Source organism: Nocardiopsis sp. NPDC006198 (assembly GCF_040613895.1).
Lineage (GTDB): Bacteria > Actinomycetota > Actinomycetes > Streptosporangiales > Streptosporangiaceae > Nocardiopsis > Nocardiopsis tropica.
Map to the genome: position 1 here is coordinate 12,062 of NZ_JBEXSY010000032.1, position 23,376 is coordinate 35,437.

A 23,376-nucleotide genomic window follows, 5' to 3' on the forward strand; every position below is an offset into this window, starting at 1 on the left:
CGACGGCCGCCCGGCGCCGCGCCCCGGGAGGGCGGCGCCGGAACCGGGGCCGCCCTCCCGGGGGTCAGGCCGCGCCCGGCCACAGGTCGGGGCCGAAGACCTCGTAGCGGACCCGGCGTGCGGGAACCCCGGCGCCGAGCAGCTGCGCGCGCACGTCGCGCATGAACGGCAGTGGCCCGCACAGGTAGGCCTCGGCGCCCTCGGGGACCCCGACCCCGGACAGGTCCATGCGCCCGTCGCCGCCGCTCCCGTACCAGGTCCGGAGGCTCGCCCCGGGGAGCTCGCCGACCAGCGCGGCGGTCTCGTCGCGGTGCGCGTGCTCCGCGGGCCCGCGGTCGGCGTGCAGGACGAGGACCCGGCGGGTGCTGTGCTGTTCGGCGAGCCGGTGGAGCATGGCGACCATCGGGGTGCAGCCGATCCCGGCGGAGACCAGCAGGAGGGGGTGGTCGCCCCCGGACAGGGCGACGTCGCCCGCGGGGGCGGACACCATGAGGGTGTCGCCGGCGCCGGCGGTGTCGTGCAGCAGGGTGGAGACCTCCCCTGCGGGGTTCTCGCCGGCGCGCAGCCGCTTGACGGTGATCCGGCGGCGCCTGCCGTCCCAGCCGCTCAGGGAGTACTGGCGGGCCTGGTGCACGCCGTCGGGCATGCGCACCCGGACGCTGACGTACTGGCCGGGCAGGAAGTCGGGGACCGGGTCGCCGAAGCCGGGTTCGAGGGTGAGGGAGACGGTGTCGGGCGTCTGCTCGCGGCGCTCGGCCACCCGCCAGGGGCGCCAGACGTCGCGTCCGGCGCACCCGGCCGCGGCGTACAGGCGGGCCTCCAGGGCGATGAGCGCCCCGGCCATGAGCCAGTACACCTCGTCCCAGGCGGAGACGACCTCCGGGGTGGCGGCGTCGCCGAGGGTGTGGGCGATGGCGCCGAAGAGGTACTTGTGCACGACCGCGTACTGGTCCTCGGTGACCCCGAGGGAGACGTGCTTGTGGGCGATGCGGGAGAGGAGGGCGTCGGGGCGTTCGTCCGGGTGGTCGAGGAGCGCGGTGGCGAAGGCGGCGATCGCTCCGGCCAGGGCCCGGCGCTGCTCGCCGGAGGCCTGGTTGCCCCGGTTGAACATGCCGTCGAGGAGTTCGGGGCGGTCCCCGAGCATCGTCTCGTAGAACCGGGCCGTGATGGTGTCCAGCGACCGGGCGACGACGGGGATGGTGGCCCGGACCGTGGCCGCGGACTCGGTGGAGAGCATGTGCCGTCCTCCTTCGCCGGGAGGCGTGGAACCCTCCCGGATCAGATAATTGGTATCTGAAATGCACATTAAATCCGGCCGCGGAGGACCTGCCCCCGGGGTCCTCCTCCGGGGCCCCGCCGCGGCCCGGGAGGACGCGTCGCCGCAGGCGCGAGGGGGCGGGAGCGGCACGAGGGGCCCCGGCGCCAGGGCCGTGCGGCCGTGCCTGCCGGGACCTCGGACCCCTCCGGCCGGGGGCGGAGGTCGCGTCCCGGTCCCGGCGGCGTACCGGGGGCGCCCGCGCGGAGACCTTCGCCACACGCGGCACGGGAGCCGGGACCGGCGGGGAGCGGGACCGGTGGCGGGAGTCGGGACCGGTGGCGGGAGTCGGGACCGGTGGCGGGGAGCGGGAGGCGGGACCGGCGGCGAGAAGCGGTGCCGGTGACGGGAGGGCAGCACGGTGCGGGCGGGGCCGGAGCACCCCCTGTATCCATGAAACCGCGGACGGGCGGCCTCCGCCAGGGGCTGTGGACGGCCGGCCCGCCCCGGGCGCGCGGAAGCGCACGCGGCCCGCCCGAGCCGGGGTCAGGCGGAGGGCCCGGCCGCCTGTTCCGGGCGCAGCAGGGAGAGCGCGTCCCGGGTCGGCGGCGCCACCAGCGCCTCCACGGTGACGGCGTCGAGGGAGGAGTAGAACGCCTCGCGCGCGTCGCGCAGGGCGCCGCGCAGGCGGCAGGCCGCGCGCAGGGGGCAGGGCGGGTCGTCCTCGCAGCCGGCGAGGTCTCCCCCGCCCTCCAGGGCGCGCACGATCGACCCGACCGGGGTCCGCCGCCCCTCCTCCGTCAGGCGCAGCCCGCCGTTGCGGCCGCGCCGCGTCTCCACGATCCCCATGCCGGACAGGCGGGCCACGGCCTTGGCCATGTGCGTGTACGGCACGGCGAGCATGCCGGCGGCGGTCCTCGTGGTGAGGAGCTCGCCGTCCCCCGCCACCGCGAGCCGCATGACCAGTCGCAGGGAGACGTCGGTGAAGGCGGTCAGGCGCATGCCCCCAACGTAGGCGACCGGCCCCGCCCCGCGCGTCGGCCGGCGTCCCCCGGCCCCGCCGGCGCGGGCCGGGTGTACGGGGTTCCCCTCCCGGCGCCGTCCTCAGCCCGCCCCGGCGTCCCCGCCCCGCGGGGCGTCCGCCTCCTGGTGGCGGCCGGCCTCGCGGGGCATCCAGACCAGGACCACCACCAGTCCGACCAGGCCGAAGCACAGGGAGATCGTCGCGGCGGTGTGCAGCCCCGTCATGAACGCCTCCTTGGCGGGGCCGACCAGCGCACGGCCGGCCTCGCCCGCGCCGCGGGCGAGCGCCAGGGTGCCCTCGATCGACTCCCCCGCCGCGCGCAGCTCACCGGGGTCCGGCCGGTCGCCGCCCTCCTCCTGCGCGAACCGGTCGAGGCTCCCGGTGATCCCCGCCCGGTAGCGGAAGGAGATGACCGCCCCCAGGATCGCGACCCCCATCGCGGTCGCGACCTGGCGGACCGTGTTCTGCACGGCGGAGGCCGCCCCGGCCTTGCCCGGCGGGACCGACGACATGATCGCGTCCGTGGCGGGTGTCAGCACGACCGCCATCGACCCCGACTGGAGGAGGAAGAAGCCGATGATCAGCGGGAGCGGCGTGTCCGGTTCCAGCTGCGTGAAGAAGACGAAGCTCGAGCACACCCCGAGCACCCCGCAGGCGGCGACCACGCGCGGCCCCGCCCGGCGCACCAGGGTCGGGCTGAGCGGCGCCATGACCATCTGCCCCACGGCCGCGGGCAGCACCAGCAGGCCCGCGGCGAAGGGCGAGAACTCCCGGACGCTCTGCCAGTAGAAGCTCAGGAAGAAGATGATCCCCGACATGCTGAAGAACATCACCATGATGGTGGCGATGGAGACGCTGAACCGGGGGTCGCGGAAGAAGCGCACGTCCAGGGACGGGTCCTCGGTCCGGGACTCGTGCACCAGGAACAGCGCGAGCACGGCCACGCCTCCGGCCAGCGCGCCCCACACGTCCCAGTCCGCGAGCGAGGCCCGCTCCCCCGCGGTGATGATGCCGTAGATCAGGAGCACCAGGCCGGGGATGGACAGCAGCACGCCGAGGACGTCGGGCCGCCCCGGGTCCGCGTCCCTCGACTCCGGGATCAGGAAGAACACCAGTGCCAGTCCGAGAACGACGAAGGGCACGTTGATCAGGAAGATCGATCCCCACCAGAAGTTCTCCAGGAGCAGTCCGCCCGCCGAGGGGCCGATCGCCATCGCGAGTCCGACCGAGCCCGCCCAGATCCCGATGGCGCGTCCGCGCTGCTCGGGCGGGAACACGTTCGTGATGACCGACAGGGTCTGCGGCGTCACCATCGACGCGCCGAGCCCCATCGCGGCACGGGCGAGGATGAGCTGCTCGGGGCTCTGCGAGTAGGCCGACAGGGCCGACGCCGCCCCGAAGACGGTGAGGCCGGCCACGATCATGCGGCGCCGCCCCACGCGGTCGCCGATCACGCCGAAGGCGAAGAGCAGCCCCGCGAAGACCAGCGTGTAGGAGTTGATCGCCCAGGCCAGCTGCGACTGGCCGGCCCCCAGACCCGCCTCCGGGTCGGAGAGCACGCGCAGCGCCACGTTGAGGATCGTGTTGTCCGCGACGATCACCAGGAGGCAGATGACCAGGACCGCCAGCCCGCCCCATCTTCGCCGGTATGCCGTCTGTGCGTCCACGCGCCACCTCCGCTGCCGGGACCCCGATGGGCGGTTCGGGCCGTGGCACCCGTCGCGGCCGACGGTGTCCCGCCCGGTGGCGCAACCGGTATGACGGCTCACCCCCGCAGGCCCTTCCGCAACAAGAGGTACAGGGAATGAGCAGGCGGCGCAATCCGGTTGTATCCCGCGAGGAGACGCGTGTCGCAGGCATGCGATGATGCTTCCGTGTGGCGGCAGGAACCGGTTCCGCACCGTCGGCCACGGCGGTCGGAAGCCCTCCGGGACACCGGCGCCGCACCGCCCGGCCCCCTCCACGAGGGCCGCACCGGGGCCCCACGGCCCTCACGCGCGCGAGCGCGGACCATCATTCGTCCACATGTCCGGGGACACCCGCCGAGGTGCTTCGAGACGACGGAGGAAGAACACGCCATGACCATCACAGCCAACACCCCGCCCGCGGGCAACGCCCTGTACGGCGGCGTCACCAGCCGCCGCGTCACCGTCCGCGACCTGGCCTCCGCCAAGGTCCGCGGCGAGCGCTGGCCCATGCTGACCGCCTACGACGCCCTCACCGCCCGGGTCTTCGACGAGGCCGGGATCCCGGTGCTGCTCGTCGGCGACTCGGCCGCGAACGTCGTCTACGGCTACGACACGACCGTCCCGGTCACCGTGGACGAACTGGTCCCCCTGACCGCCGCCGTGTCCCGTTCGACCCGGCGGGCACTGGTGGTCGCCGACCTGCCGTTCGGCTCCTACCAGTCCTCCCCCCAGCAGGCGCTGGAGTCGGCGTCGCGGTTCATGAAGGAGGGGCGGGCCCAGGCGGTGAAGCTGGAGGGCGGCCGCGCGGTCGCACCCCAGGTGGAACTGCTGGTGTCCGCCGGGATCCCGGTGATGGCGCACCTGGGCCTGACCCCGCAGTCGGTCAACACGCTGGGCGGGTACAGGGTCCAGGGCCGCGGCGAGGCCGCCGCCGGGCTGCTCAAGGACGCCAAGGAGATGGAGCGCTCGGGGGCGTTCGCGGTCGTCCTGGAGTGCGTGCCCGCCGAGGTGGCCGCGCAGGTCACCGAGCAGCTCTCCATCCCGACCGTCGGCATCGGCGCGGGTCCGTCCACCGACGCCCAGGTGCTGGTGTGGCAGGACATGGCCGGGCTGAGCCCGAAGGTGGCGAAGTTCGTCAAGACCTACGCCAACCTGCACGAGACGCTGCGCGACGCGGCCTCGGCCTACGCGGACGAGGTCGTCAGCGGGGCCTTCCCGGAGGAGCGCCACTCCTACGCGAGCTGAGCGGGGAGCGCAGGACCGGCGTCCCGGTAGGGGCGCCGGCGAGGAGACGACGGCCGCCGGCCGGGGTGCACGCACCCCGGCCGGCGGTCCCCCGTACGGGGCGCGGCGGTGGTCCGCGCGGCCGGCGCGGCCCCGGTGACCACCGCCACCAGGGCTTTCGCCACCCGCCGGATAGCATGCGTTCCTGAACGGACTTCTCGGATACAGGGGTACGCACCATGACAGAACACACCGCACCCACCGTCAGCGTGGAGTGGCTCTCCGACCACCTGGACGACAAGGGCCTCGTCGTCGTCGACTCCACCACCCTCCTGTCCGTTCCCGACGAGGGCCCCTACACGGTGGAGTCGGGCCGGCCGGGCTTCGAGGCCGAGCACATCCCGGGCGCCCTCTTCGCCGACCTGACCACCGACTTCGCGGACACCGGGGACCCCGCGCCGTGGACCGTGCCGCCCTCGGAGAAGTTCGCGGTCAGCGCTGGCGCACTGGGGATCGGGCCCGGCCGCACGGTCGTGGTCTACGACCGGAGCACCGGGTTCTGGGCGACCCGCCTCTGGTGGCAGCTGCGCCTGGAGGGCTTCGACGGCGCGGTGGTCCTCGACGGCGGGCTGCGCGCCTGGAAGGCCGCCGGCCTGCCGGTCACGGACGAGCCCACCCCCACCCCGGTCCCCATGGCCTTCCAGGCCGAGCGGCGCCCCGAGCTGCTGCGCTCCACCGAGGAGGTGGCCGCGGCCCTCGACGACCGGAGGACGGTGCTGGTCAACGTGCTCGACCCGGAGACCTACAGGGGCGACAAGCACACCTACGCGCGCGACGGCCACATCCCCGGCAGCGTCAACCTGCCGGTCGGCGAGGTCCTCGACCCGGAGACCGGCAGGCTCAGGCCGGTGGAGGAGCTGCGCGCCCTCTTCGACGGCGCGGGCCTCCTCGACCCCGGGGTCACCCCGGTCACGTACTGCGGCGGGGGCATCGCGGCCACGGGGGTCGCGCACGCGCTCGCGCTCGTCGGCCGCGAGGACGTCGCCGTCTACGACGGCTCGATGACCGCGTGGGCCGCCGACCCGTCCCTGCCGCTGGTCACCGGCGACTCCCCCCGCTGACCGCCCCCGCCGCCGGCCGGGACCCCGGCCGGCGGCGGCCGGGGGCGCCTCCCCGGAGGGGTCGCAGGGGTGTGGGCCGGACCACAGGCTGAACGGTACTCGGCAGTAGAGTTGCTCCCGTACCCAGCACCCACACGGGCCGGGGTCCGGCCCTCCCGGGAGGACACACATGCGCATCTCGATGCCGCTCCAGTACGCGGGTGACCCCAAGGCCTCCGTCGACCGGGTGGTCGAGCTGGAGAGGGCCGGGCTCGACACCGTGTGGGTCGCCGAGGCCTACGGGTTCGACAGCCCCACCCTGATGGGGTACATCGCCGCCCGCACCGAGACCGTGGCGATCGGTTCGGCCATCCTGCCGATGTACACCCGCACTCCCACCCTCATCGCGATGACCGCCGCCGGGCTCGACGACCTCTCCGGCGGACGGGCCGTCCTCGGCCTGGGGGCCAGCGGGCCGCAGGTCGTCGAGGGCTTCCACGGCGTCCCCTACACCAGGCCCCTCGCCCGCACCCGCGAGACCATCGAGATCTGCCGCAGGGTCTGGGCGCGCGAGGACCGCCTCACCCACGACGGCTCCGTCTTCCAGATCCCGCTGCCGCCGGAGAAGGGCACCGGGCTGGGCAAGCCCCTCAAGATCATCAACCATCCCCGGCGCCCGGACATCCCCGTCCACGTGGCCTCGCTGGGCGTGAAGAACGTGGCGATGACCGCCGAGATCGCCGACGGCTGGCTCCCCCACCTGTTCATCCCCGAGAAGGCCGACCTGGTGTGGGGCGAGGCCCTGGCCGAGGGGCGGGCGAAGCGGGACCCCTCCCTGGGCGGGCTGGAGATCACCGCCGGGGGCCTGCTCGCCATCGGCGAGGACGAGGACACCCGGAAGCTGCTCGACCTCGTGCGCCCCATGATCGCGCTGTACGTCGGCGGCATGGGCGCCAAGGGGAAGAACTTCTACAACACGGTCGCCCGCCGCTACGGCTACGAGGAGGCGGCCGAGCGGATCCAGGACCTGTACCTGGACGGCAGGAAGGACGAGGCCGCCGCGGCCGTGCCCGAGGAGTTCGTGGAGCTGACCAACCTGGTCGGCCCCGAGTCCTACGTGCGCGAGCGTGTGGAGGCCTTCCGCGCCGCGGGCGTCACCCAGCTCAACGTCACCCCCGTCGGCGGCGACCCGGCCGCCCTGGTCGGGAAGGTCAAGGACTGGCTCTCCTGAGCCGTTCCCCCGGTCCGGGGCCGCGGGGAGCGCCTCCCCGCGGCCCCGACGCGCGCACGGGGTTCACAGACCGGTGATACGCAGGCCCGCGTGGGTCTTGTACCGGCGGTTGACCGCGATCAGGTTGGCGGTGAGCGCCTCGACCTGGTGGGCGTTGCGCAGACGCCCGCCGAAGACCCCGCGCACGCCGGGGATCCGCCCGGCCAGGGCGCGCACCTCGTCGGTGGCGGCGCGGTCCTCGCCCAGCACCAGGACGTCGAGGTCCACCTGCTCGACCCCGGGGTCGAGCAGCACCACCGCCGACACGTGGTGGAAGGCGGCCGTGACCCGGCTCCCCTCCAGGATCCGGGCCGCCTGCTCGGCCGCGCTGCCCTCGGCGACCTCGAGCGCGTACGGGCCCCTCTCGTCGAACCCGAGCGGGTTGACGCAGTCGACCACGATCTTGCCCGCGAGGGGTTCGACCAGGCCCTCCAGCAGCTCCCTGTGCCCGTCCCACGGCACGGCGACGATGACGATGTCGCCCGCCGCGGCTGCGGCGGCGTTGTCCAGTCCGCGGACGTCGATCCGCGCGGACTCCCCCTCCACCAGCTCGCGCGCGGCCTTCTGCGCCCGCTCCGCGCTGCGGGACCCGATGACGACGGTGTGGCCCGCCAGCGCGAACCGGCGTGCCAGGCCGCGCCCCTGGTCGCCGGTCCCGCCCAGGACCGCGATGGTCTGCCCGGCGGTGTCAGCGCTCTCGGGCGTGCTCTCTTCAGTCATGGCCCGATCCTGTCAGAGGCGCCGCCGCCAGGGCCCGCGGACCCTTCACGAACCGCCGTCCGCCTCGCGCTCGTCCTGGGCGTCCCACTCCTCGTTGCGGTCGGCCGCGATCGACAGCGCCCGGGCCGCCGTGGCCTCGTCGGGGTACGGGCCCATCCTCTCCCGGTTCGGGCACCCCGCGCCGTGCTCGACCCTGTTGTGGGTCAGGCAGTACCACCAGCCGTCGTCCTGTACGTCGCTCACGCGCGTCCGCCTCCTGTCGCTCTGTCCTCGTCGCGGGTCTACCCGGAGTGGGGTGCTCCTCACACCACCGGCCGGCGCCTCGCCGACGCCGGGAGGGCGCGCCCACGAACTACAATCAGTCTCCATGACTACTCCGCTGGTGCCTGGGCGCATCTCGCCCCAACGTTCGGTTCCCCCCTCCATCGTCCGCCCGGAGTACGTCGGTCAGAAGTACCCGGTGGAGGGCGTTCTGGGCGACGTGCAGACGCCCGAGACGATCGAGCGGATGCGGGTGGCGGGCAGGATCGCGGCGCAGGCCCTGGAGGAGGTCGGCAGGCACGTCCGGCCGGGGGTGACCACGGACGAGCTGGACCGGGTCGGCCACGAGTTCCTGCTGGACCACGGGGCCTATCCCAGCACGCTCGGATACAAGGGCTACCCGAAGTCGCTGTGCTCGTCCCTCAACGAGGTGATCTGCCACGGCATCCCGGACGACACCGAGGTGTCCGACGGGGACATCGTCAACATCGACATCACCGCGTACAAGGACGGCGTGCACGGCGACACCAACGCCACCTTCCTCGCCGGAAACGTGTCGGAGGAGAACCGGCTCCTGGTCGAGCGGACCAGGGAGGCGACCATGCGCGCCGTCAAGGCGTGCCGGCCGGGCCGCCGGATCAACGTGATCGGCCGCGTCATCGAGTCGTACGCCAAGCGGTTCGGCTACGGCGTGGTCCGCGACTTCACCGGCCACGGCGTGGGACCCGAGTTCCACTCGGGCCTGGTGGTCCCGCACTACGACGACCCGCGCGCGGACACCGTGATGGTGCCGGGGATGACCTTCACGATCGAGCCGATGATCACGCTCGGCGGCGTGGAGTACGACATGTGGGACGACGGCTGGACCGCCGTCACCGCCGACCGCAGGTGGACCGCCCAGTTCGAGCACACCCTGGTGGTCACCGAGACCGGCACGGAGATCCTCACCCTGCCGTAGGCGCGCGGCGTCCACGGGGCCCCGGAGCGCCGCTCCGGGGCCCGTTCGTCCTCCCGCGGCGCGCCCCGGTGCACCGGCCCGTCCGGCGCGCGGCCCGCGCCTCGGCGCCCCGTGCGTCGGACGCCGCGGGGCCCGGCCCCGTGTCGCAAGGGTGACCCCGCGCCTGTGGATCTCCCGCCGGGCCGGGGCGTAGTGTCGTCCGGGTGAAGATTCTCATCTCCGCCGACATGGAGGGCGCCACCGGCGTCACCTGGCCCGCCGACGTCGAACCCGGCACCGAGCAGTGGCAGCGCTGCAGGTCCATGTTCACCAGCGACGTGAACGCCGCGGTGGAGGGGCTGTTCGAGGGCGGCGCGACCGAGGTGCTCGTCAACGAGGCGCACTCCACCATGCGCAACCTCCTGCTGGAGGAGCTGAACGGCGAGGCCACCATGATCACCGGGCGCCACAAGGAGCTCTCGATGGTCGAGGGCGTGCAGTCGGGGGACTGCGACGGCGTGGTCTTCCTCGGGTACCACTGCGGCGCCGGCGACGAGGGCGTGCTCGCCCACACCTACCTGCCCAACGCGGTGACCGGTGTGTGGCTGGACGGCGAACCGGCCGGCGAGGGCCGCCTCAACGCCGCCGTCGTCGCCGAGTACGGCACCCCCGTCATCCTCGTGACGGGGGACGACCGCGCCTGCGAGGACGCCGCCTCCTACGCTCCGTTCGCGCGCACGGTCGCGGTCAAGGACCACATCAGCCGGTACGCCGCCCGCTGCCGTCCGCCCGCGCGGACCGCGCGGGACATCAGGGCGGGGGCCCGCGGCGCCATGCTGCTGGCCGGGCGGGTGGAGCCGGCCGCCCCCTCCCCCAGGGCCGTCGAGGTCGAGGTGGACTCCGCGCACCTCGCCCAGGCCGCCGCCATCGTGCCGGGCGTCACCCGCACCGGGGTCCGGCGTGTCCGGTACACCTCGCCCGACGCCTACGAGATGATCCGGTGCTTCAAGGCGGTGACCACGCTGATATCGAATGCGATGGAAGCCCACTACGGGTAGAACTGTGGCGGGGACCGCCGCCGGGTACGCGGTCGTCCCCTGTCCGCACCACCGCACCGAGAGCGAGGCCGCGCCCGTGGGCCACCCCGTCACACCCTCCCCAGACAGCACCGACGCTCTCGCCGCGGCCGGCGACGACGCCCTCCACCTGGCCCGCGAGCTCATCCGCCGCGACTCCACCAACCGCGGCGGCGGCGACGGCGACGAACGCGCCTCCGCCGAGTTCACCGCCGAGGCCCTGGCGGACGCGGGGCTGGACCCGGTCCTCCTGGAGGCCGCCCCCCGGCGCTCCAACGTGGTCGCCCGCGTCCCGGGCACCGACCCCGGCGCACCCGCCCTGCTGGTCCACGGCCACCTGGACGTCGTGCCCGCCGAGGCCTCCGACTGGACCGTCCCGCCCTTCTCGGGGGAGGTCGCCGACTGCCCGGTCACGGGCGTGCCCGCCCTCTGGGGACGCGGCGCGGTGGACATGAAGAACACGATCGCCATGGTCACCGCCGTCGTACGCCACTGGGCCCGGCACGGGCTGCGGCCCCGCCGCGACATCGTGCTGGCGTTCGTCGCCGACGAGGAGGACAGCGCCGCCTACGGCGCCGACCACCTGGTGCGCGAGCACCCCGGCCTGTTCGAGGGCTGCTCCGCGGGGATCGGCGAGGGCGGCGGGGAGACCGTCCACGCCCGCGACGCGGACGGGCGCCCCGTCCGCCTCTACCCCGTGGGAGCGGCCGAGCGCGGCAGCGCCTGGCTGACCCTGCGGGCCAAGGGGACCGCGGGCCACGGCTCCCGCCCGCCCCGCGACAACGCGGTCGGCGCGCTGGCGGAGGCGATCGCCCGCATCGACCGGCACGAGTGGCCGCTGCACCTGACACCGGTCACCCGGGCGTCGATCGACGCGATCGCGTCGGCGCTGGGGGTGGACAGGACCCCCGGCGACACCGACACCGCCGAGGCCCTGGACGCGCTGGTCTCCCGGTTGGGCGTGGCCGGGGGGCTCATCGGCCCGACCACGCGCAACAGCGCGGCCCCCACCATGCTCTCGGCCGGGTACAAGGTCAACGTGGTGCCCGGGGAGGCCACCGCCGCCGTGGACGGGAGGGTCCTGCCGGGGGCCGAGGACCAGTTCGCGGTCACCATGAGCGAGCTCACCGGCGACCGCGTGTCCTGGGAGTACGCCCACGGTTCGCCCCCGGTGGACGCGCCCGTGGACTCGCCGGTGTTCGGGGCCCTGCGCTCCGCGCTGCTGGCCCACGACCCCGGCGCCCACGTGGTGCCGGTGTGCCTGGCCGGCGGCACGGACGCCAAGGTGTTCTCCCGGCTGGGCATCGACTGCTACGGCTTCTCCCCTCTGGCGCAGCCCGCCGGGCTCGACTACACCAAGCTGCTGCACGGGGTGGACGAGCGCGTCCCGGTGGACGGGCTGCGGTTCGGGGTGCGCGCGCTGGACACGTTCCTGCGCGCCTGAGCGAGCCGTCGCGACGCGGAGCGCGCGCGCCGGACATGCTGGGGGGACCCGGTCCGGCGGAGAGGGCCGGCCGGGCGCCCCGCCGGGGCGCCCGGCCCCGGACGACGGGACGGGCGGGTGCGTGCCGCGCCCGTGCGCGGTGCGGTGGGGACACGGACGACGGAGGGTGGGACGTGGGCGAAGTGACCGGGGTGGGCGAGGAGCTGGACGGGTTCGGCACCGTGGTGGAGGGGCGTCCGGATCCGGGCGGCCGGGTCTCGGGGGCGCCGTCCGGGGAGCGCCGGGGGGTGCGGGAGCTGGTCCGGCCGCCGCGCCTGCGCGAGGGCGGCCGGGTGCGCCTGGTCGCACCGTGCAGTCCCGTCCCCGCGGCGCAGCTGGACGCGGCCACGGAGGTGCTGCGCGGCTGGGGCCTGGAGGTGGGGCACGCCCCGCACGTGCGCGACCGGCACCCGCGGCTCCCCTACCTCGCCGGGGAGGACGCGACCCGGGCCGCCGACCTCCAGGAGGCCTGGTGCGACCCGGACGTGGACGCGGTGTTCTGCGTGCGCGGCGGCGACGGGGCGCACCGGACGCTGGACCTGCTGGACTTCGACGCCATGAGGCGTGCCGCGCCCAAGGCGCTGGTCGGGTTCAGCGACATCACGGCGCTGCACGAGGCGTTCGCCGTCGAGCTGGGCGTGGCGACGGTGCACGGGCCGGTGGTGGGCACCAAGTACTTCGTGGGCGACGCGGTGGCCCAGGACGAGCTGCGCACGACCCTGTTCCGCCCCGAGCACCGCACCGTGCTGACCTCGCCGGGAGCGTACGCGCTGGTGCCGGGGCGGGCCCGGGGCGTGACGTTCGGCGGGAACCTCAGCCTGCTCAACGACGGCCTGGCGACACCGCACAGCCGCCTGTCGGCCTCCGGGGGGATCCTGGTCCTGGAGGACGTCGGCGAGGACGTGGCCCGGCTCGACCGGATGCTCACCCACCTCCTGCGCACCGGGTGGATGGACGGGGTGGCCGGGGTCGCGCTGGGCACGTGGACCGACTGCCCGCCGGACCCGGGGGTGATCGCCGACCTGATGCGGGAGCGCCTGGAGCCCCTGGGGGTCCCGGTGCTGTGGGGTCTGGAGTTCGGCCACTGCGCGGCCCAGCTGACCGTCCCGCTCGGGGTACCCGCGGTGCTCGACACCGGGGCCGGCAGTCTTGAGCTGGACGTGCCCGGCCTGGCGTGACACGCGGGGCGGCCGGTGCGGCGCGCCCCGCCACGTCGTCCTCCCGGCGGTGTGACGGCGGTGTGCGGGTGCGCCGGCCGCGCACCGGCCACACCGTCGAATAACTATACCGGTATTGCTATAGAACCCTCGCGCGGGGGCGTTAGACTCGTCGCATGGTTCGTGAACCGCTGACCGCAGACCAGATCGAGCGCGGCCGCCTCCTCGGCGGACTGCTCCGGCAGGCCCGCGCCGAGCGCACGATGGTGGACGTCGCACGCCAGGCCGGGATCTCGGTCGAGACGCTGCGCAAGATCGAGGGCGGGCGCATCCCCACCCCGGCGTTCTTCACCGTCGGCTCCATCGCCGCCGCCCTCGGCCTCTCCCTCGACGACCTCCTGCGCCGGGTGCACTCCGCCGTGCCCGTCGCGGGACCCGTGCCCGAACCCGCCTCCCTGGCCGTCTGACCCCGGCCGGTCCCCGTACCTTGGACACAGGCCCGTGACCCGCGCGCTGCCGTGCCGCCCCCGGACCGCGGCGGCGGCGGGCGCGCGGGCCGCGTCAACGAGGACCACCAGGGGGAGACCATGACAGAACAGGCGCTGAGACTGGACGAGGCCGAACTCCGCGGCCTTCTGGACGGCCGCTGGGCCCGCGTCCGCGAACACATCCGCGACACCGTCCGCGGGGATCTGTTCGCCCCCGTCCACGGCCTGTCCGTGGAGGACCACCGGGCCCGCACGCTCGCCCAGCTCAAGGCCCTGGCCAAGACGGACCTTCCCGCGTACGGCTTTCCCGAGTCGGTGGGCGGCAGCGACGACGTCGGCGCCTCCGTCGTCGGCTTCGAGATGCTGGTCGCCGACCTGTCCCTGATGGTGAAGACGGGCGTGCAGTGGGGGCTCTTCGGCGGTGCGATCCGCGCCCTGGGCACCGACCGCCACCACGCCGAGTACCTGCCCGGCGTGATGTCGGTGGAGCTTCCGGGGTGCTTCGCCATGACCGAGACCGGCCACGGATCGGACGTCCAGCACCTGCGCACCCGGGCGGTCTACGACCCGGCCGCCGAGGAGTTCGTCGTCCACACCCCGGACGAGTCGGCGCGCAAGGACTACATCGGCAACGCGGCCCGCGACGGCCGCATGGCGGTGGTGTTCGCCCAGTTGGAGGTCGACGGCGAGGAGCAGGGCGTGCACGCCCTGATGGTCCCGATCCGGGATGGCGAGGGACGGCCCGCGCCGGGGGTGCGCATCGAGGACTGCGGGCCCAAGGCCGGGCTCAACGGCGTGGACAACGGCCGTCTGTGGTTCGACCGGGTGAGGGTGCCGCGCACCAACCTGCTCAACCGGTACGGGGACGTGGCCCCCGACGGCACCTACTCCAGCCCCATCGAGAGCAAGAACCGGCGCTTCTTCACCATGCTCGGCACGCTCATCCGGGGCCGGATCAGCGTGGCCGGCGGCGCGGGCAGCGCGGCCAAGGCCGCTCTGGCCATCGCCCTGCGCTACTCCGACACCCGCCGCCAGTTCACCCGCCCGGGCGTGGACGGCGAGCCGGAGCAGGAGGTGCGCGTCCTCGACTACCTGGCGCAGCAGCGCAAACTGCTGCCGGCGCTGGCCCGCACCTACGCCCTGCACTTCGCGCAGGAGGAGCTGGTCACCCGGCTGCACGAGCTGTCGCGGTCGGCGGAGGGCGACGACCACGCCCAGCGCGAGCTGGAGTCGCGGGCGGCGGGGCTCAAGGCGGTGGCCACCTGGCACGCCACGGCGACCATCCAGACGTGCCGGGAGGCGTGCGGGGGCGCCGGGTACCTCTCCGAGAACCGCATCCCGCAGCTCAAGGCCGACTCCGACATCTTCACCACGTTCGAGGGCGACAACACCGTCCTGCTGCAGCAGCTCACCAAGGGCCTGCTGACCAACTTCCAGGACTCGTTCGGAGACCTGGACCAGCTGGGCCTGGCCCGGTTCATGGCGGGCAAGGTGTTCGAGACGGTCATCGAGCGCACCGCCGCGCTCCCGCTGATCGACCGCCTGATCGACGCCGCGCCGGGGCGCGGCGAGGAGGCCAGCCTCTACAACCGGGGCTGGCAGCTGGAGCTCCTGGAGGACCGGGAGAAGCACGTCGTCGAGGGCCTGGCCGGGCGCCTGCGCCGGGCGCGCAAGGACGGCAGCGACGCCTTCGAGGTGTTCAACCGGGCACAGGACCACGTGCTCGCCGCGGGCCGCGCGCACATGGACCGGGTGGTCCTGGAGGCGTTCGTGGCGGGGATCGACCGCTGCGGCGACAAGGCGACCGCCAAACTCCTCAACCGGCTGTGCGACCTGTACGTGCTGTCGGTCGTGGAGGAGGACCGCGCCTGGTTCCTGGAGCATGAGCGCCTCTCCACCGCGCGGGCCAAGGCGGTCACCCAGGCGGTGAACGACCTGTGCCGGGGCCTGCGGCCGTACGCGGTCCGGCTCGCCGACGGGTTCGGGCTGCGCGACGAGTGGCTGGCCGCTCCGATCGCGCTGGGCTCCGAGCACGCCCGCCAGGGCGACCCGCAGCCCCGGCGCGGCTGATCCGCCGTCCCGCTGCCGCGCCTCCCCGTGCCCCGGCCGGGCCCGGGAAGGCGCGGGGGCGGGAGTCGGTGGGATCCGCGGGGCGACGGCGCGCGGAGGATATGCCGGTCAGAGTTGAATGGCGCAGAACGCGCTGGTGAGATGAGGGGTGTGGATGTCGGCCATCCGGTTGCTGGTCCTCGGGGCGGTCCGGCTCCACGGGCGGGCGCACGGCTACCAGGTGCGCAACGACCTGGAGTTCTGGGGCGCGCACGAGTGGTCCACCGCCAAGCCCGGGTCGATCTACCACGCCCTCAAGCAGATGGCGGGGCAGGGGCTGCTGATCGCCCACGAGACGGCCCCCTCCACCGCGGGCGGTCCGCCCCGGACCGAGTACGAGGTCACGGAGCGGGGCGACGAGGAGTACTTCGCCCTGCTGCGCGCGGCGGTGTCGTCCCACCGGGCGAGGCAGGACGTCCTGTCGGCCGGTCTCGGCTTCATCGTGGACCTGCCCCGGCAGGAGGCCCTGGACCTCCTGCGGGAGCGGGTGCGGGGCCTGGAGGGGTGGCGCGGGAGCGTCACCGGGTACTACCCGCCGGAGGAGGGACCCGAGCAGATGGGGCACATCGGCGAGGTCATGGGCCTGTGGGCGCACTCCGCGGAGTCGGACGCCGCGTGGACGCGCGGGCTGATCGGGCGGATCGAGAGGGGTGCGTACGTCTTCGCCGGCGAGAGCGGCGAGCCCTACGCGGGGGTCCTCGCCGACGACCACCTCGGCGGCGAGGAGCACCGCCCCGGGGCCCCGTAGGGCGGAACCCGCCCGCCGGTCGTTGCGCACACCCCGCCCTCCGGCCCGCACACCGTGCGGACCGGAGGGCGGGAGCCGGGACCGGGGTCCTCAGCCGCCCAGTCCGCGGAAGCGGGCCGCGGCGAGCGGGAACGCGACCGCGAGCAGCGCTGCGGGCCACAGCACCGCCAGGAGCAGGGCGTTCTCCGCGGGCCAGGACGTCCCGGCGGCGCCGGGGTTGCCGAACAGTTCGCGCACGGCGGTGGCGGTGGCCGACATGGGGTTCCACTCCGCGAGCGCGCCGAGCCACCCGGGCATCGACTCCGGCGAGGCGAAGGCGCTGGAGGTGAACGCCACCGGCCAGACCAGGATCTGCACGGCCATCACCAGCCCCGGCCTGCCGACGATCATCCCGAGCCAGATCCCGCACCACAGCATCGCGAAGCGCAGCAGGAGCAGCAGCCCCACCCCGCCCAGGGCGGCGGCGAGCGAGCCGTGCCAGCGCCAGCCGATCAGGAGTCCGGCGCCGACCATGACGGCCAGTCCGACCACGGACTCCAGCATGTCCGCGACGCTGCGGCCCACCAGGAGCGCGGTCGGCGCCATCGGCATGGACCGGAAGCGGTCGACCACCCCCTTCTGGAGGTCCTGGGTGATCGCGGTCATCGTGCCCTCCAGCCCGAAGGCCATGGTGAGCACGAACATGCCCGGGACGAGGAACTCGCCGTAGTCGCCTCCCCCCGCGACCGTCATGCTGCCGCCGAGGAAGAGCGCGAACATGACCAGCATCATCACCGGGAAGGCCAGTCCGATCGCGACCCCGACCGGCCGGCGCGCCCAGCGGGCGAGCTCGCGCCGGGTCATGGTCCAGGAGTCGGCCAGCCACCAGCCGAACGCGGAGGCGGGGCCCGGCGCCCGGGAGGGGGCCGGGGGCACGGCGGACGACGTCGCGGAGCTCATGCGGACACCTTCCCGTCGTGGCCGGACCGGTCGGCGTGCGGTGCTCCACCCGCCCGGTCGACCCGGTCGGCGGGACCGCCGGTGAGGTGCATGAACACCTCGTCCAGGGTGGGGCGGCGGACGGTGAGGTCCTCCGCCTCGATCCCGCGGTCGTGGAGCGCCCGGACCACGTGGGTGAGGGCGGCCATCCGGTCGGCGACCGGCGCGCTGACCCTGCGCGCGTCCTCGTCCGCCTCGACGGTCCCGGCCACGGCGACCTCTGCCAGGACGGCGGCGGCCCCGGGCAGTCCGGCCCGGTCGCGCAGGACGACGTCGACGCGGTCGCCGCCCACCATGGCCTTGAGCGTGTCGGCGGTGCCCTCCGCGATCACCCGGCCCCCGTCGAGCACGGAGATGCGGTCGGCGAGCTGGTCGGCCTCCTCCAGGTACTGGGTGGTGAGCAGCACGGTCGTGCCGCCCCCGACCAGTGAACGGACCGCGTTCCACACCTCGGTGCGTCCCCGCGGGTCCAGGCCGGTGGTGGGCTCGTCCAGGAAGAGGACCTCCGGATCGACGATGAGCGAGGCGGCCAGGTCCAGGCGGCGCCGCATCCCGCCGCTGTAGGCGCCGACGGCCTTGTGTCCGGTCTCCTCCAGCCCGAACCGCTCCAGGAGGGCGTCGGCCCGAGCCGCGGCGCGGGGCCGGCCCAGGCGGTGGAGGCGGCCGAACATCTCCAGGTTCTGGCGGCCGGACAGCTCCTCGTCGACCGCCGCGTGCTGTCCGAGGAGGCCGATGCGCTTCCGCACCTCCCGGGGCCGGGCGCCGACGTCGATCCCCGCCACCTCGGCGCGGCCCCGCTCCACCCGCAACAGGGTGGCCAGGGTGCGGACGAGCGTGGTCTTCCCGGAGCCGTTGGGTCCGAGCACCCCGTGCACCGTGCCGCGCGGCACGGTCATGTCGAGCCCGTCGAGGGCCCTCTTGTCTCCGTAGGTCCTGCGCAGGCCCTCGGTTCGGACCGCTGGTACGTGTTCCGTCACGGACCCTCCTATTGATCAAATTTGACTAGTTGGTTGTGCGCGCGCCCGGACACGCGCGGCCGCGCCCTGCTCCTCGGACCCCGCTCCGGCCCGGCCGCGCACGACGAAGTCCGCAGGCGCCCGGGGCACGGGAGCCTCCGGCCTCCGCGCGCGTGCCCCCGAACCCCGCGGGCGCCCCGCCCCGCTGCCGCGCGGGCCCGCCCGCGCGGCAGGTCCTAGACCCGGTCGGCGCCGCCGCCGTCCCCGTCCAGCCAGGCCCGGAGGGCCTCGGCGCTGCCCAGCTCCGCCCCGACCCGCTCGCGCTCCTCCTCGGTGAGCTCGACCCCGGCGAGCATCGCCCGCCACTCACGCGCCTGCGCCTCGTCGCCCCGGGCGACGGAGAGCTCGACCAGGGTCGCGTACGCCAGCGCCCGGTCCGCGGCGGGAGCCCCGTCGCCGTGGCGGCGCAGCGCCGAGTTCGCCCTGCGGTAGGCGGCCTCGTCGTCGTTCTTGAACTCCCGGAAGATCCGCACCTGGTCGAGCGCCCTGGCCAGCCCCTCCAGGGAGGCGGACCCGCCGTACTCCGGTTCCGCCGGCTCGTCCCGCCGGATGAAGATGATCGAGTTCCCCGAGGGGTCCATCAAGGTGAAGCGGCTCGCCCCGGGCCGGTGGCGGGTGATGCGGGGCAGCCCCCTGGCGAGGACCTTCCCGTAGGCGGCGCGCATCGCCCGCGTGAGCTCGGCGTGGTAGGGCGCGACCTCGTCGACCATCACCAGGCAGCCGCCGCTGTTCTCCAGGGCCGGGTCCAACCCCTCCGGCGCCCTGCCGAAGTGCAGGTCGAACCCGCTCCACCGGAACGCCAGGTACAGGTACGGCCTCGTCTGCTCGTAGGTGACCTCGAAGCCGAGGGCCCGGTAGAACGCCAGGGTCTCCTCCGCCGAGACACAGGGCAGCACGGGCACCGTCGTCTCGTCGGGCCGCATCCGCCCCTCCGGCTCCCCGGGTGTCCCCACCGGGTCTCGCACGACCATGGAACCCCTCCATTAATCAAGTTTGACTACTGATCGAGACTAGCTCCCTCCCGCACCACTGGTCAAACTTGACTACATGGCGACGACGCCGGACCGCGCCGATGTGCGCGGCCCGGGGCCTTCCGCCCCCAGCGATCCCTGCCTAACATGAGACGAATTCACGTTAGGTAGGTCACACGTGCGCACTCCCCCCGCGCAGCCCTCCCCCGCGTCCCGTCAGCCGGTCCCGGCCGCACTGGCCGAACCCGTCCGGCCCGTCCGCCGCCTGTGGGTGGCCGGGATCAGCCTGGCCAACCTGGGCATGTGGATGGCCTTCTTCGGCCCGCTCCAGGTCCTGCTTCCCGAGCAGGTCGGGATGATCGCCCCCGACAGCAAGGAGACCACGCTGGCCTGGGTGACCGGGATCGGCGCCGCCTGCTCGACGCTCGGCACCCCTCTTGTCGGGGCGCTGTCGGACCGCACCACCGGCAGGTTCGGACGCCGCCGCCCCTGGATCCTGGCCGGGGCCGTCCTCGGCGCCCTGGGCCTGGTGGTCCTGGGGCGGCAGGACGGCGTGCTGGGCGTCCTGCTGGGCTGGTCGTTCGTCCAGGCCGCGCTGTCCTGCCTGAACGCGACCCTGCTCGCGGCCGTCCCGGACCGCGTACCGGTCCGCCAGCGCGGCGCGGTGTCCGGATGGATCGGCATACCCCAGTCGGCGGGTGTGGTGGTGGCGGTGCTCCTGGTGACCGTGGTGGTCACCGGTACCGCCCCCGGCTACGCCCTGATCGGCGCGCTGACCCTCGTGTGCGCGCTGCCGTTCGCGCTGCTGGCCCCCGATCCGCCGCTGCCCCGGGAGGCGCGCCCGCCCTGGCACGAGTTCTGGCGCGGCTTCCGGGTGTCCCCTCGTCGGTACCCCGACTTCGGCTGGGCGTGGCTGACCCGTTTCCTCATGCAGACGGGCAACGCCATGTTCACCCTCTACCTGCTGTACTTCCTGCGCGACGGCGTGGGCTACGAGGAGCTGTTCCCCGGCTCCTCGGCGGCGGACGGCCTGCTGGTGCTGATCCTCGTCTACACGGCGGCGGTCGTGTCCACGACCGTGCTCGCCGGGCTGGTCTCGGACCGGATCGGCCGTCGCCGGGGACCGGTGTGCCTGTCCGGCGTCGTATCGGCGGTCCCCGCGTTCCTGCTCGCCGCGTACCCGACCTGGCCGATGAGCCTGGCGTGCGCGGTGGTGCTGGGCGTGGGCTTCGGCATCTACCTGTCCGTGGACAACGCGCTGGTCACCGAGGTCCTGCCGACGGCAGGGGGCCGGGCCAAGGACCTGGGGATCGTCAACATCGCCAGTGCCGGTCCGCAGGTGCTCGCCCCCGCCGTCGCCGGGCCGATCGTCGTCCACCTGGGCGGATACCCGGTCCTGTACACCGTGTGCGGTCTGCTCACGCTGCTGGGCGCCGTACTGGTCTGGCGGATCAGGGGGGTCGCCTGACCTCTCCCTCGATCCCCGTGAACCCCGTCGCAACCGCGTACGCACGAAAGGCAGGTCCGTCCATGTCGTCACCGTTCCTGTGGGGGGTGGCCTCCTCCGCCTTCCAAATCGAGGGTGCCCTGGCCGAGGACGGGCGCGCCGCGTCCGTCTGGGACACCTTCGCCCAGAGGCCCGGCGCGATCCGCGACGGCCACAGCCCCGCCGCGGCCTGCGACCACTACCGCCGCTGGGAGGAGGACGTGGACCTGCTGGACCGGCTGGGCGTGAACGCCTACCGGTTCTCGATCGCCTGGCCCCGGGTGGTGCCGCAGGGGCGCGGAGCCGTGAACCGGGCCGGGCTGGACTTCTACGACCGGCTCGTGGACGCCCTGCTGGCCAGGGGCGTCACACCGGTGCCGACCCTGTTCCACTGGGACCTGCCGCAGGCGCTGGAGGACGGGGGCGGGTGGAGGTCGCGCGACACCGCGTACGCCTTCGCCGAGTACGCGGCGGTCGCCGCCGACCGCCTCGGCGACCGGGTGGGGCGGTGGATCACCCTCAACGAACCCGTGGTGCACATGGCCTACGGGCACGCGTTCGGCGTGCACGCCCCCGGCCTGACCCTGGACGTGTCCGACGTCCTGGGCGTGGCCCACCACCTGCTGCTCGCGCACGGGCTCGCCGCCCGGGAGCTGCGCTCGCGCGGGCTGGAGGCCCTGCTCACCAACAACTACTCCCCCGTCGCGCCCGCCACCGGGTCCGCGGCCGACGCCGACGCCGCCGGCGCCTACGACGCCCTGCACAACCGGCTGTTCACCGACCCGGTGCTGACCGGCGCCCACCCGGACCTGTCGGCGTTCGGGGCGAAGGAGGTCCCCGGGGTGCGCGACGGGGACATGGAACTGGTCCTGGGCAGCGTGGACGGGATCGGCGTCAACTACTACAACCCGAGCGTGGTGGCCGCGCCCGGTCCGGGGTCGGGCCTGCCGTTCGACTTCGGCGAGGTCCCCGGGGCGCCGACGACGGCGTTCGGCTGGCCGGTGGTGCCCGAGGGGCTCGGGCGCACGCTCGATCTGCTGGTGGAGCGCTACGGCGACGCGCTGCCGCCCCTCTACGTCACCGAGAACGGGGCCTCCTACGCCGACGCCGTCGCCCCCGACGGGCGGGTGGCGGACCCCGAGCGGATCGCCTACCTGGAGGGGCACGTGGGTGCGGTCGAGGCGGCGCGCGGGCGCGGCGTCGACGTGCGCGGGTACTTCGCGTGGACGCTCACGGACAACTTCGAGTGGGCCGAGGGCTACCACCAGCGCTTCGGGCTCGTGCACGTGGACCACGCGACGCAGGTCCGCACGCCGAAGGACTCCTTCGCCTGGTACCGGGACCTCATCGCCTCGCGTACCGGCGCCTGAGCGCCCCCGGGCCTCCCGCCCCGGCCCCGCACCGGGGGCGGGGCGGGCGCCGTGTCAGTGCCGCCGCGCTCCCCGGGTCCGGCCCCCGGTGTCAGGGGTGTGGCGCAAGAGCCGGAGGAGCAGGAGGAGAACCGGGAGGGCGATCACCGCCGTCGAGGCCGAGAAGAGGGCCGCCTGTTTCCAGGACTCGTCGAACAGGAAGAAGCGGACGGGCCACTGGAAGAGGGCCGTGAACAGGGCCACCGTCAGGGCCCGGAGGACACGGCCCCTCAGGGTGGACCAGGGGAAGGAGGGCTCGGCCGTGCTGCTCCGGGGGATGCGGCGGAAGGGGGCGGGCGGCGGGGTCAGTCCCTGACGGCGTCGAGCGTGCCGCTGTCCACGCGGTCCGGGGCCTCCTCGCCGCGCAGGCGCGCGGGCTCCCACCACCACCAGTGCGTCTCGGGCACCCAGTCGGGCACCTCCTCCTCGGTGACCGGGCTCGCGCTCCCCGCCACCCCGGCGAGGGCCTCGTCGATGCGCGGGATGGCGTCCAGGTCCACGGGTCGGAGGAACTCCTGCCAGGGCACGAACTCGTCGCCGAGCAGCTGGAGCATGGACCTGCGCCAGCAGGCCGGGCGGTACCCCTCGTGGCGGCCGTTCTCGGCCGCCGTCTGGCTGCGCACCACGTACAGGCTGAGCCGGTCGGGGTTGTTGCCGCTCACCAGCAGTCCGGCCAGGGTGGCGTTGAAGCGGCGTCCCGCCGGGGACTGCCGCTCGGACCGCGACGTCGCGCGGTACAGGTCGAAGAGCGCCGCGAAGGCGGTGTCCACCAGGGAATCGCGGTCCCTGCGCCGTGCGGCGCTCTCCGCGAACGCGTCCGCGGCCCGCCTGGCCAGGCCGGGGAGGTCTCTGCCCGGATCCGCGCTCACCAGTCACACCGCCTTGTCCTGTCGGGGGCCCGGCTGCCGGGGGCGGCCGACCGGGGCTCTCTCGTCCTGTCGGGGCCGTGCCCGACGGGGTTCGATCATAATCTCCC

22 protein-coding genes are annotated in these 23,376 nt (G+C 74.4%); 12 read left to right on the top strand and 10 right to left on the bottom strand.

All coding sequences use genetic code 11. The features are described from left to right. Window positions 1-64: 64 nt before the first annotated feature. The 3 genes from ABZ234_RS20925 to ABZ234_RS20935 form a co-directional block, all read right to left on the bottom strand. Window positions 65-1,237, bottom strand: a complete 1,173-nt coding sequence (locus ABZ234_RS20925) for a globin domain-containing protein (protein WP_355013163.1) — start codon at window positions 1,235-1,237, stop codon at window positions 65-67. A gap of 564 nt (window positions 1,238-1,801) precedes the next feature. After that, on the bottom strand, window positions 1,802-2,257 hold the full coding sequence (locus tag ABZ234_RS20930) for an Rrf2 family transcriptional regulator (RefSeq protein ID WP_267948835.1): 456 nt from the start codon (window positions 2,255-2,257) through the stop codon (window positions 1,802-1,804). 102 nt (window positions 2,258-2,359) lie between these two features. Then, window positions 2,360-3,946 carry an MFS transporter gene (locus tag ABZ234_RS20935; RefSeq protein WP_355013164.1) on the bottom strand — a complete coding sequence of 529 codons (1,587 nt, stop codon included), beginning with the start codon at window positions 3,944-3,946 and terminating at the stop codon, window positions 2,360-2,362. A 411-nt stretch (window positions 3,947-4,357) separates the two neighbouring features. On the opposite strand from ABZ234_RS20935, the gene panB reads away from it, so the two are divergent. From panB to ABZ234_RS20950, 3 genes are all read left to right on the top strand, one after another. Beyond that, window positions 4,358-5,212, top strand: a complete 855-nt coding sequence (gene panB, locus ABZ234_RS20940; protein ID WP_355013165.1) for a 3-methyl-2-oxobutanoate hydroxymethyltransferase — start codon at window positions 4,358-4,360, stop codon at window positions 5,210-5,212. A 218-nt stretch (window positions 5,213-5,430) separates the two neighbouring features. Then, window positions 5,431-6,312, top strand: a complete 882-nt coding sequence (locus ABZ234_RS20945) for a sulfurtransferase (RefSeq protein ID WP_355013166.1) — start codon at window positions 5,431-5,433, stop codon at window positions 6,310-6,312. Between the two features lie 169 nt (window positions 6,313-6,481). Beyond that, entirely contained in the window at window positions 6,482-7,522 is a 1,041-nt protein-coding gene (locus tag ABZ234_RS20950) for an LLM class F420-dependent oxidoreductase (RefSeq protein WP_267948831.1), read from the top strand. Window positions 7,523-7,585: 63 nt separating this feature from the next. Here the strand turns inward: ABZ234_RS20950 and npdG are convergent, their stop codons facing one another. Then, the gene (npdG, locus tag ABZ234_RS20955) at window positions 7,586-8,281 is read right to left on the bottom strand and encodes an NADPH-dependent F420 reductase (RefSeq protein ID WP_267948830.1); all 696 of its coding nucleotides are present in this window, start codon (window positions 8,279-8,281) and stop codon (window positions 7,586-7,588) included. Window positions 8,282-8,326: 45 nt separating this feature from the next. After that, on the bottom strand, window positions 8,327-8,524 hold the full coding sequence (locus tag ABZ234_RS20960; RefSeq protein WP_267948829.1) for a hypothetical protein: 198 nt from the start codon (window positions 8,522-8,524) through the stop codon (window positions 8,327-8,329). 124 nt (window positions 8,525-8,648) lie between these two features. Here ABZ234_RS20960 and map point away from each other — a divergent pair, with 124 nt between their 5' ends. From map to ABZ234_RS20995, 7 genes are all read left to right on the top strand, one after another. Then, the gene (gene map / locus ABZ234_RS20965) at window positions 8,649-9,500 is read left to right on the top strand and encodes a type I methionyl aminopeptidase (RefSeq protein ID WP_267948828.1); all 852 of its coding nucleotides are present in this window, start codon (window positions 8,649-8,651) and stop codon (window positions 9,498-9,500) included. A 203-nt stretch (window positions 9,501-9,703) separates the two neighbouring features. Further along, on the top strand, window positions 9,704-10,537 hold the full coding sequence (locus ABZ234_RS20970; RefSeq protein WP_355013167.1) for a M55 family metallopeptidase: 834 nt from the start codon (window positions 9,704-9,706) through the stop codon (window positions 10,535-10,537). A gap of 76 nt (window positions 10,538-10,613) precedes the next feature. After that, window positions 10,614-11,999: a M20/M25/M40 family metallo-hydrolase gene (locus ABZ234_RS20975; RefSeq protein ID WP_344179870.1), complete on the top strand. Its 1,386-nt coding sequence runs from the start codon at window positions 10,614-10,616 to the stop codon at window positions 11,997-11,999. A 287-nt stretch (window positions 12,000-12,286) separates the two neighbouring features. Further along, window positions 12,287-13,216, top strand: coding sequence for an LD-carboxypeptidase (locus ABZ234_RS20980; RefSeq protein ID WP_267950296.1), 930 nt, complete (start codon window positions 12,287-12,289; stop codon window positions 13,214-13,216). A 155-nt stretch (window positions 13,217-13,371) separates the two neighbouring features. Next, entirely contained in the window at window positions 13,372-13,662 is a 291-nt protein-coding gene (locus tag ABZ234_RS20985; RefSeq protein ID WP_267948826.1) for a helix-turn-helix transcriptional regulator, read from the top strand. Between the two features lie 120 nt (window positions 13,663-13,782). Next, the gene (locus ABZ234_RS20990; protein ID WP_355013168.1) at window positions 13,783-15,753 is read left to right on the top strand and encodes an acyl-CoA dehydrogenase; all 1,971 of its coding nucleotides are present in this window, start codon (window positions 13,783-13,785) and stop codon (window positions 15,751-15,753) included. Between the two features lie 154 nt (window positions 15,754-15,907). After that, entirely contained in the window at window positions 15,908-16,540 is a 633-nt protein-coding gene (locus ABZ234_RS20995; RefSeq protein WP_355013169.1) for a PadR family transcriptional regulator, read from the top strand. Window positions 16,541-16,630: 90 nt separating this feature from the next. On the opposite strand, the gene ABZ234_RS21000 is transcribed toward ABZ234_RS20995, so the two are convergent. The 3 genes from ABZ234_RS21000 to ABZ234_RS21010 form a co-directional block, all read right to left on the bottom strand. Next, window positions 16,631-17,479 (bottom strand): ABC transporter permease, encoded by an 849-nt coding sequence (locus tag ABZ234_RS21000; RefSeq protein WP_344179795.1) that lies wholly within the window; start codon window positions 17,477-17,479, stop codon window positions 16,631-16,633. Then, entirely contained in the window at window positions 17,476-18,495 is a 1,020-nt protein-coding gene (locus ABZ234_RS21005) for an ATP-binding cassette domain-containing protein (protein WP_355013170.1), read from the bottom strand. The genes ABZ234_RS21000 and ABZ234_RS21005 overlap by 4 nt, the downstream gene beginning before the upstream one ends. A gap of 215 nt (window positions 18,496-18,710) precedes the next feature. Further along, window positions 18,711-19,505 carry a glyoxalase gene (locus ABZ234_RS21010; protein WP_355013171.1) on the bottom strand — a complete coding sequence of 265 codons (795 nt, stop codon included), beginning with the start codon at window positions 19,503-19,505 and terminating at the stop codon, window positions 18,711-18,713. A 178-nt stretch (window positions 19,506-19,683) separates the two neighbouring features. Between ABZ234_RS21010 and ABZ234_RS21015 the strand changes: the two genes are divergently transcribed. Continuing rightward, complete coding sequence (locus tag ABZ234_RS21015; RefSeq protein ID WP_355013172.1) at window positions 19,684-20,973, top strand: MFS transporter; 1,290 nt, start codon at window positions 19,684-19,686, stop codon at window positions 20,971-20,973. A 62-nt stretch (window positions 20,974-21,035) separates the two neighbouring features. After that, window positions 21,036-22,361 carry a GH1 family beta-glucosidase gene (locus ABZ234_RS21020; RefSeq protein WP_355013173.1) on the top strand — a complete coding sequence of 442 codons (1,326 nt, stop codon included), beginning with the start codon at window positions 21,036-21,038 and terminating at the stop codon, window positions 22,359-22,361. Window positions 22,362-22,415: 54 nt separating this feature from the next. Here ABZ234_RS21020 and ABZ234_RS21025 read toward each other — a convergent pair whose 3' ends face one another. After that, complete coding sequence (locus tag ABZ234_RS21025) at window positions 22,416-22,604, bottom strand: hypothetical protein (protein WP_355013174.1); 189 nt, start codon at window positions 22,602-22,604, stop codon at window positions 22,416-22,418. Window positions 22,605-22,705: 101 nt separating this feature from the next. Next, complete coding sequence (locus ABZ234_RS21030) at window positions 22,706-23,269, bottom strand: hypothetical protein (RefSeq protein WP_355013175.1); 564 nt, start codon at window positions 23,267-23,269, stop codon at window positions 22,706-22,708. Between the last annotated feature and the right edge of the window lie 107 nt (window positions 23,270-23,376).

Bases quoted from the DNA above. Each gene is read 5' to 3' on its own strand.
- ABZ234_RS20925 (WP_355013163.1), bottom strand. From the start codon at position 1,237: ATGCTCTCCACCGAGTCCGCGGCCACGGTCCGGGCCACCATCCCCGTC.
- ABZ234_RS20930 (WP_267948835.1), bottom strand. From the start codon at position 2,257: ATGCGCCTGACCGCCTTCACCGACGTCTCCCTGCGACTGGTCATGCGG.
- panB (WP_355013165.1), top strand. From the start codon at position 4,358: ATGACCATCACAGCCAACACCCCGCCCGCGGGCAACGCCCTGTACGGC.
- ABZ234_RS20945 (WP_355013166.1), top strand. From the start codon at position 5,431: ATGACAGAACACACCGCACCCACCGTCAGCGTGGAGTGGCTCTCCGAC.
- ABZ234_RS20950 (WP_267948831.1), top strand. From the start codon at position 6,482: ATGCGCATCTCGATGCCGCTCCAGTACGCGGGTGACCCCAAGGCCTCC.
- npdG (WP_267948830.1), bottom strand. From the start codon at position 8,281: ATGACTGAAGAGAGCACGCCCGAGAGCGCTGACACCGCCGGGCAGACC.
- map (WP_267948828.1), top strand. From the start codon at position 8,649: ATGACTACTCCGCTGGTGCCTGGGCGCATCTCGCCCCAACGTTCGGTT.
- ABZ234_RS20985 (WP_267948826.1), top strand. From the start codon at position 13,372: ATGGTTCGTGAACCGCTGACCGCAGACCAGATCGAGCGCGGCCGCCTC.
- ABZ234_RS20990 (WP_355013168.1), top strand. From the start codon at position 13,783: ATGACAGAACAGGCGCTGAGACTGGACGAGGCCGAACTCCGCGGCCTT.
- ABZ234_RS20995 (WP_355013169.1), top strand. From the start codon at position 15,908: ATGTCGGCCATCCGGTTGCTGGTCCTCGGGGCGGTCCGGCTCCACGGG.
- ABZ234_RS21000 (WP_344179795.1), bottom strand. From the start codon at position 17,479: ATGAGCTCCGCGACGTCGTCCGCCGTGCCCCCGGCCCCCTCCCGGGCG.
- ABZ234_RS21010 (WP_355013171.1), bottom strand. From the start codon at position 19,505: ATGGTCGTGCGAGACCCGGTGGGGACACCCGGGGAGCCGGAGGGGCGG.
- ABZ234_RS21020 (WP_355013173.1), top strand. From the start codon at position 21,036: ATGTCGTCACCGTTCCTGTGGGGGGTGGCCTCCTCCGCCTTCCAAATC.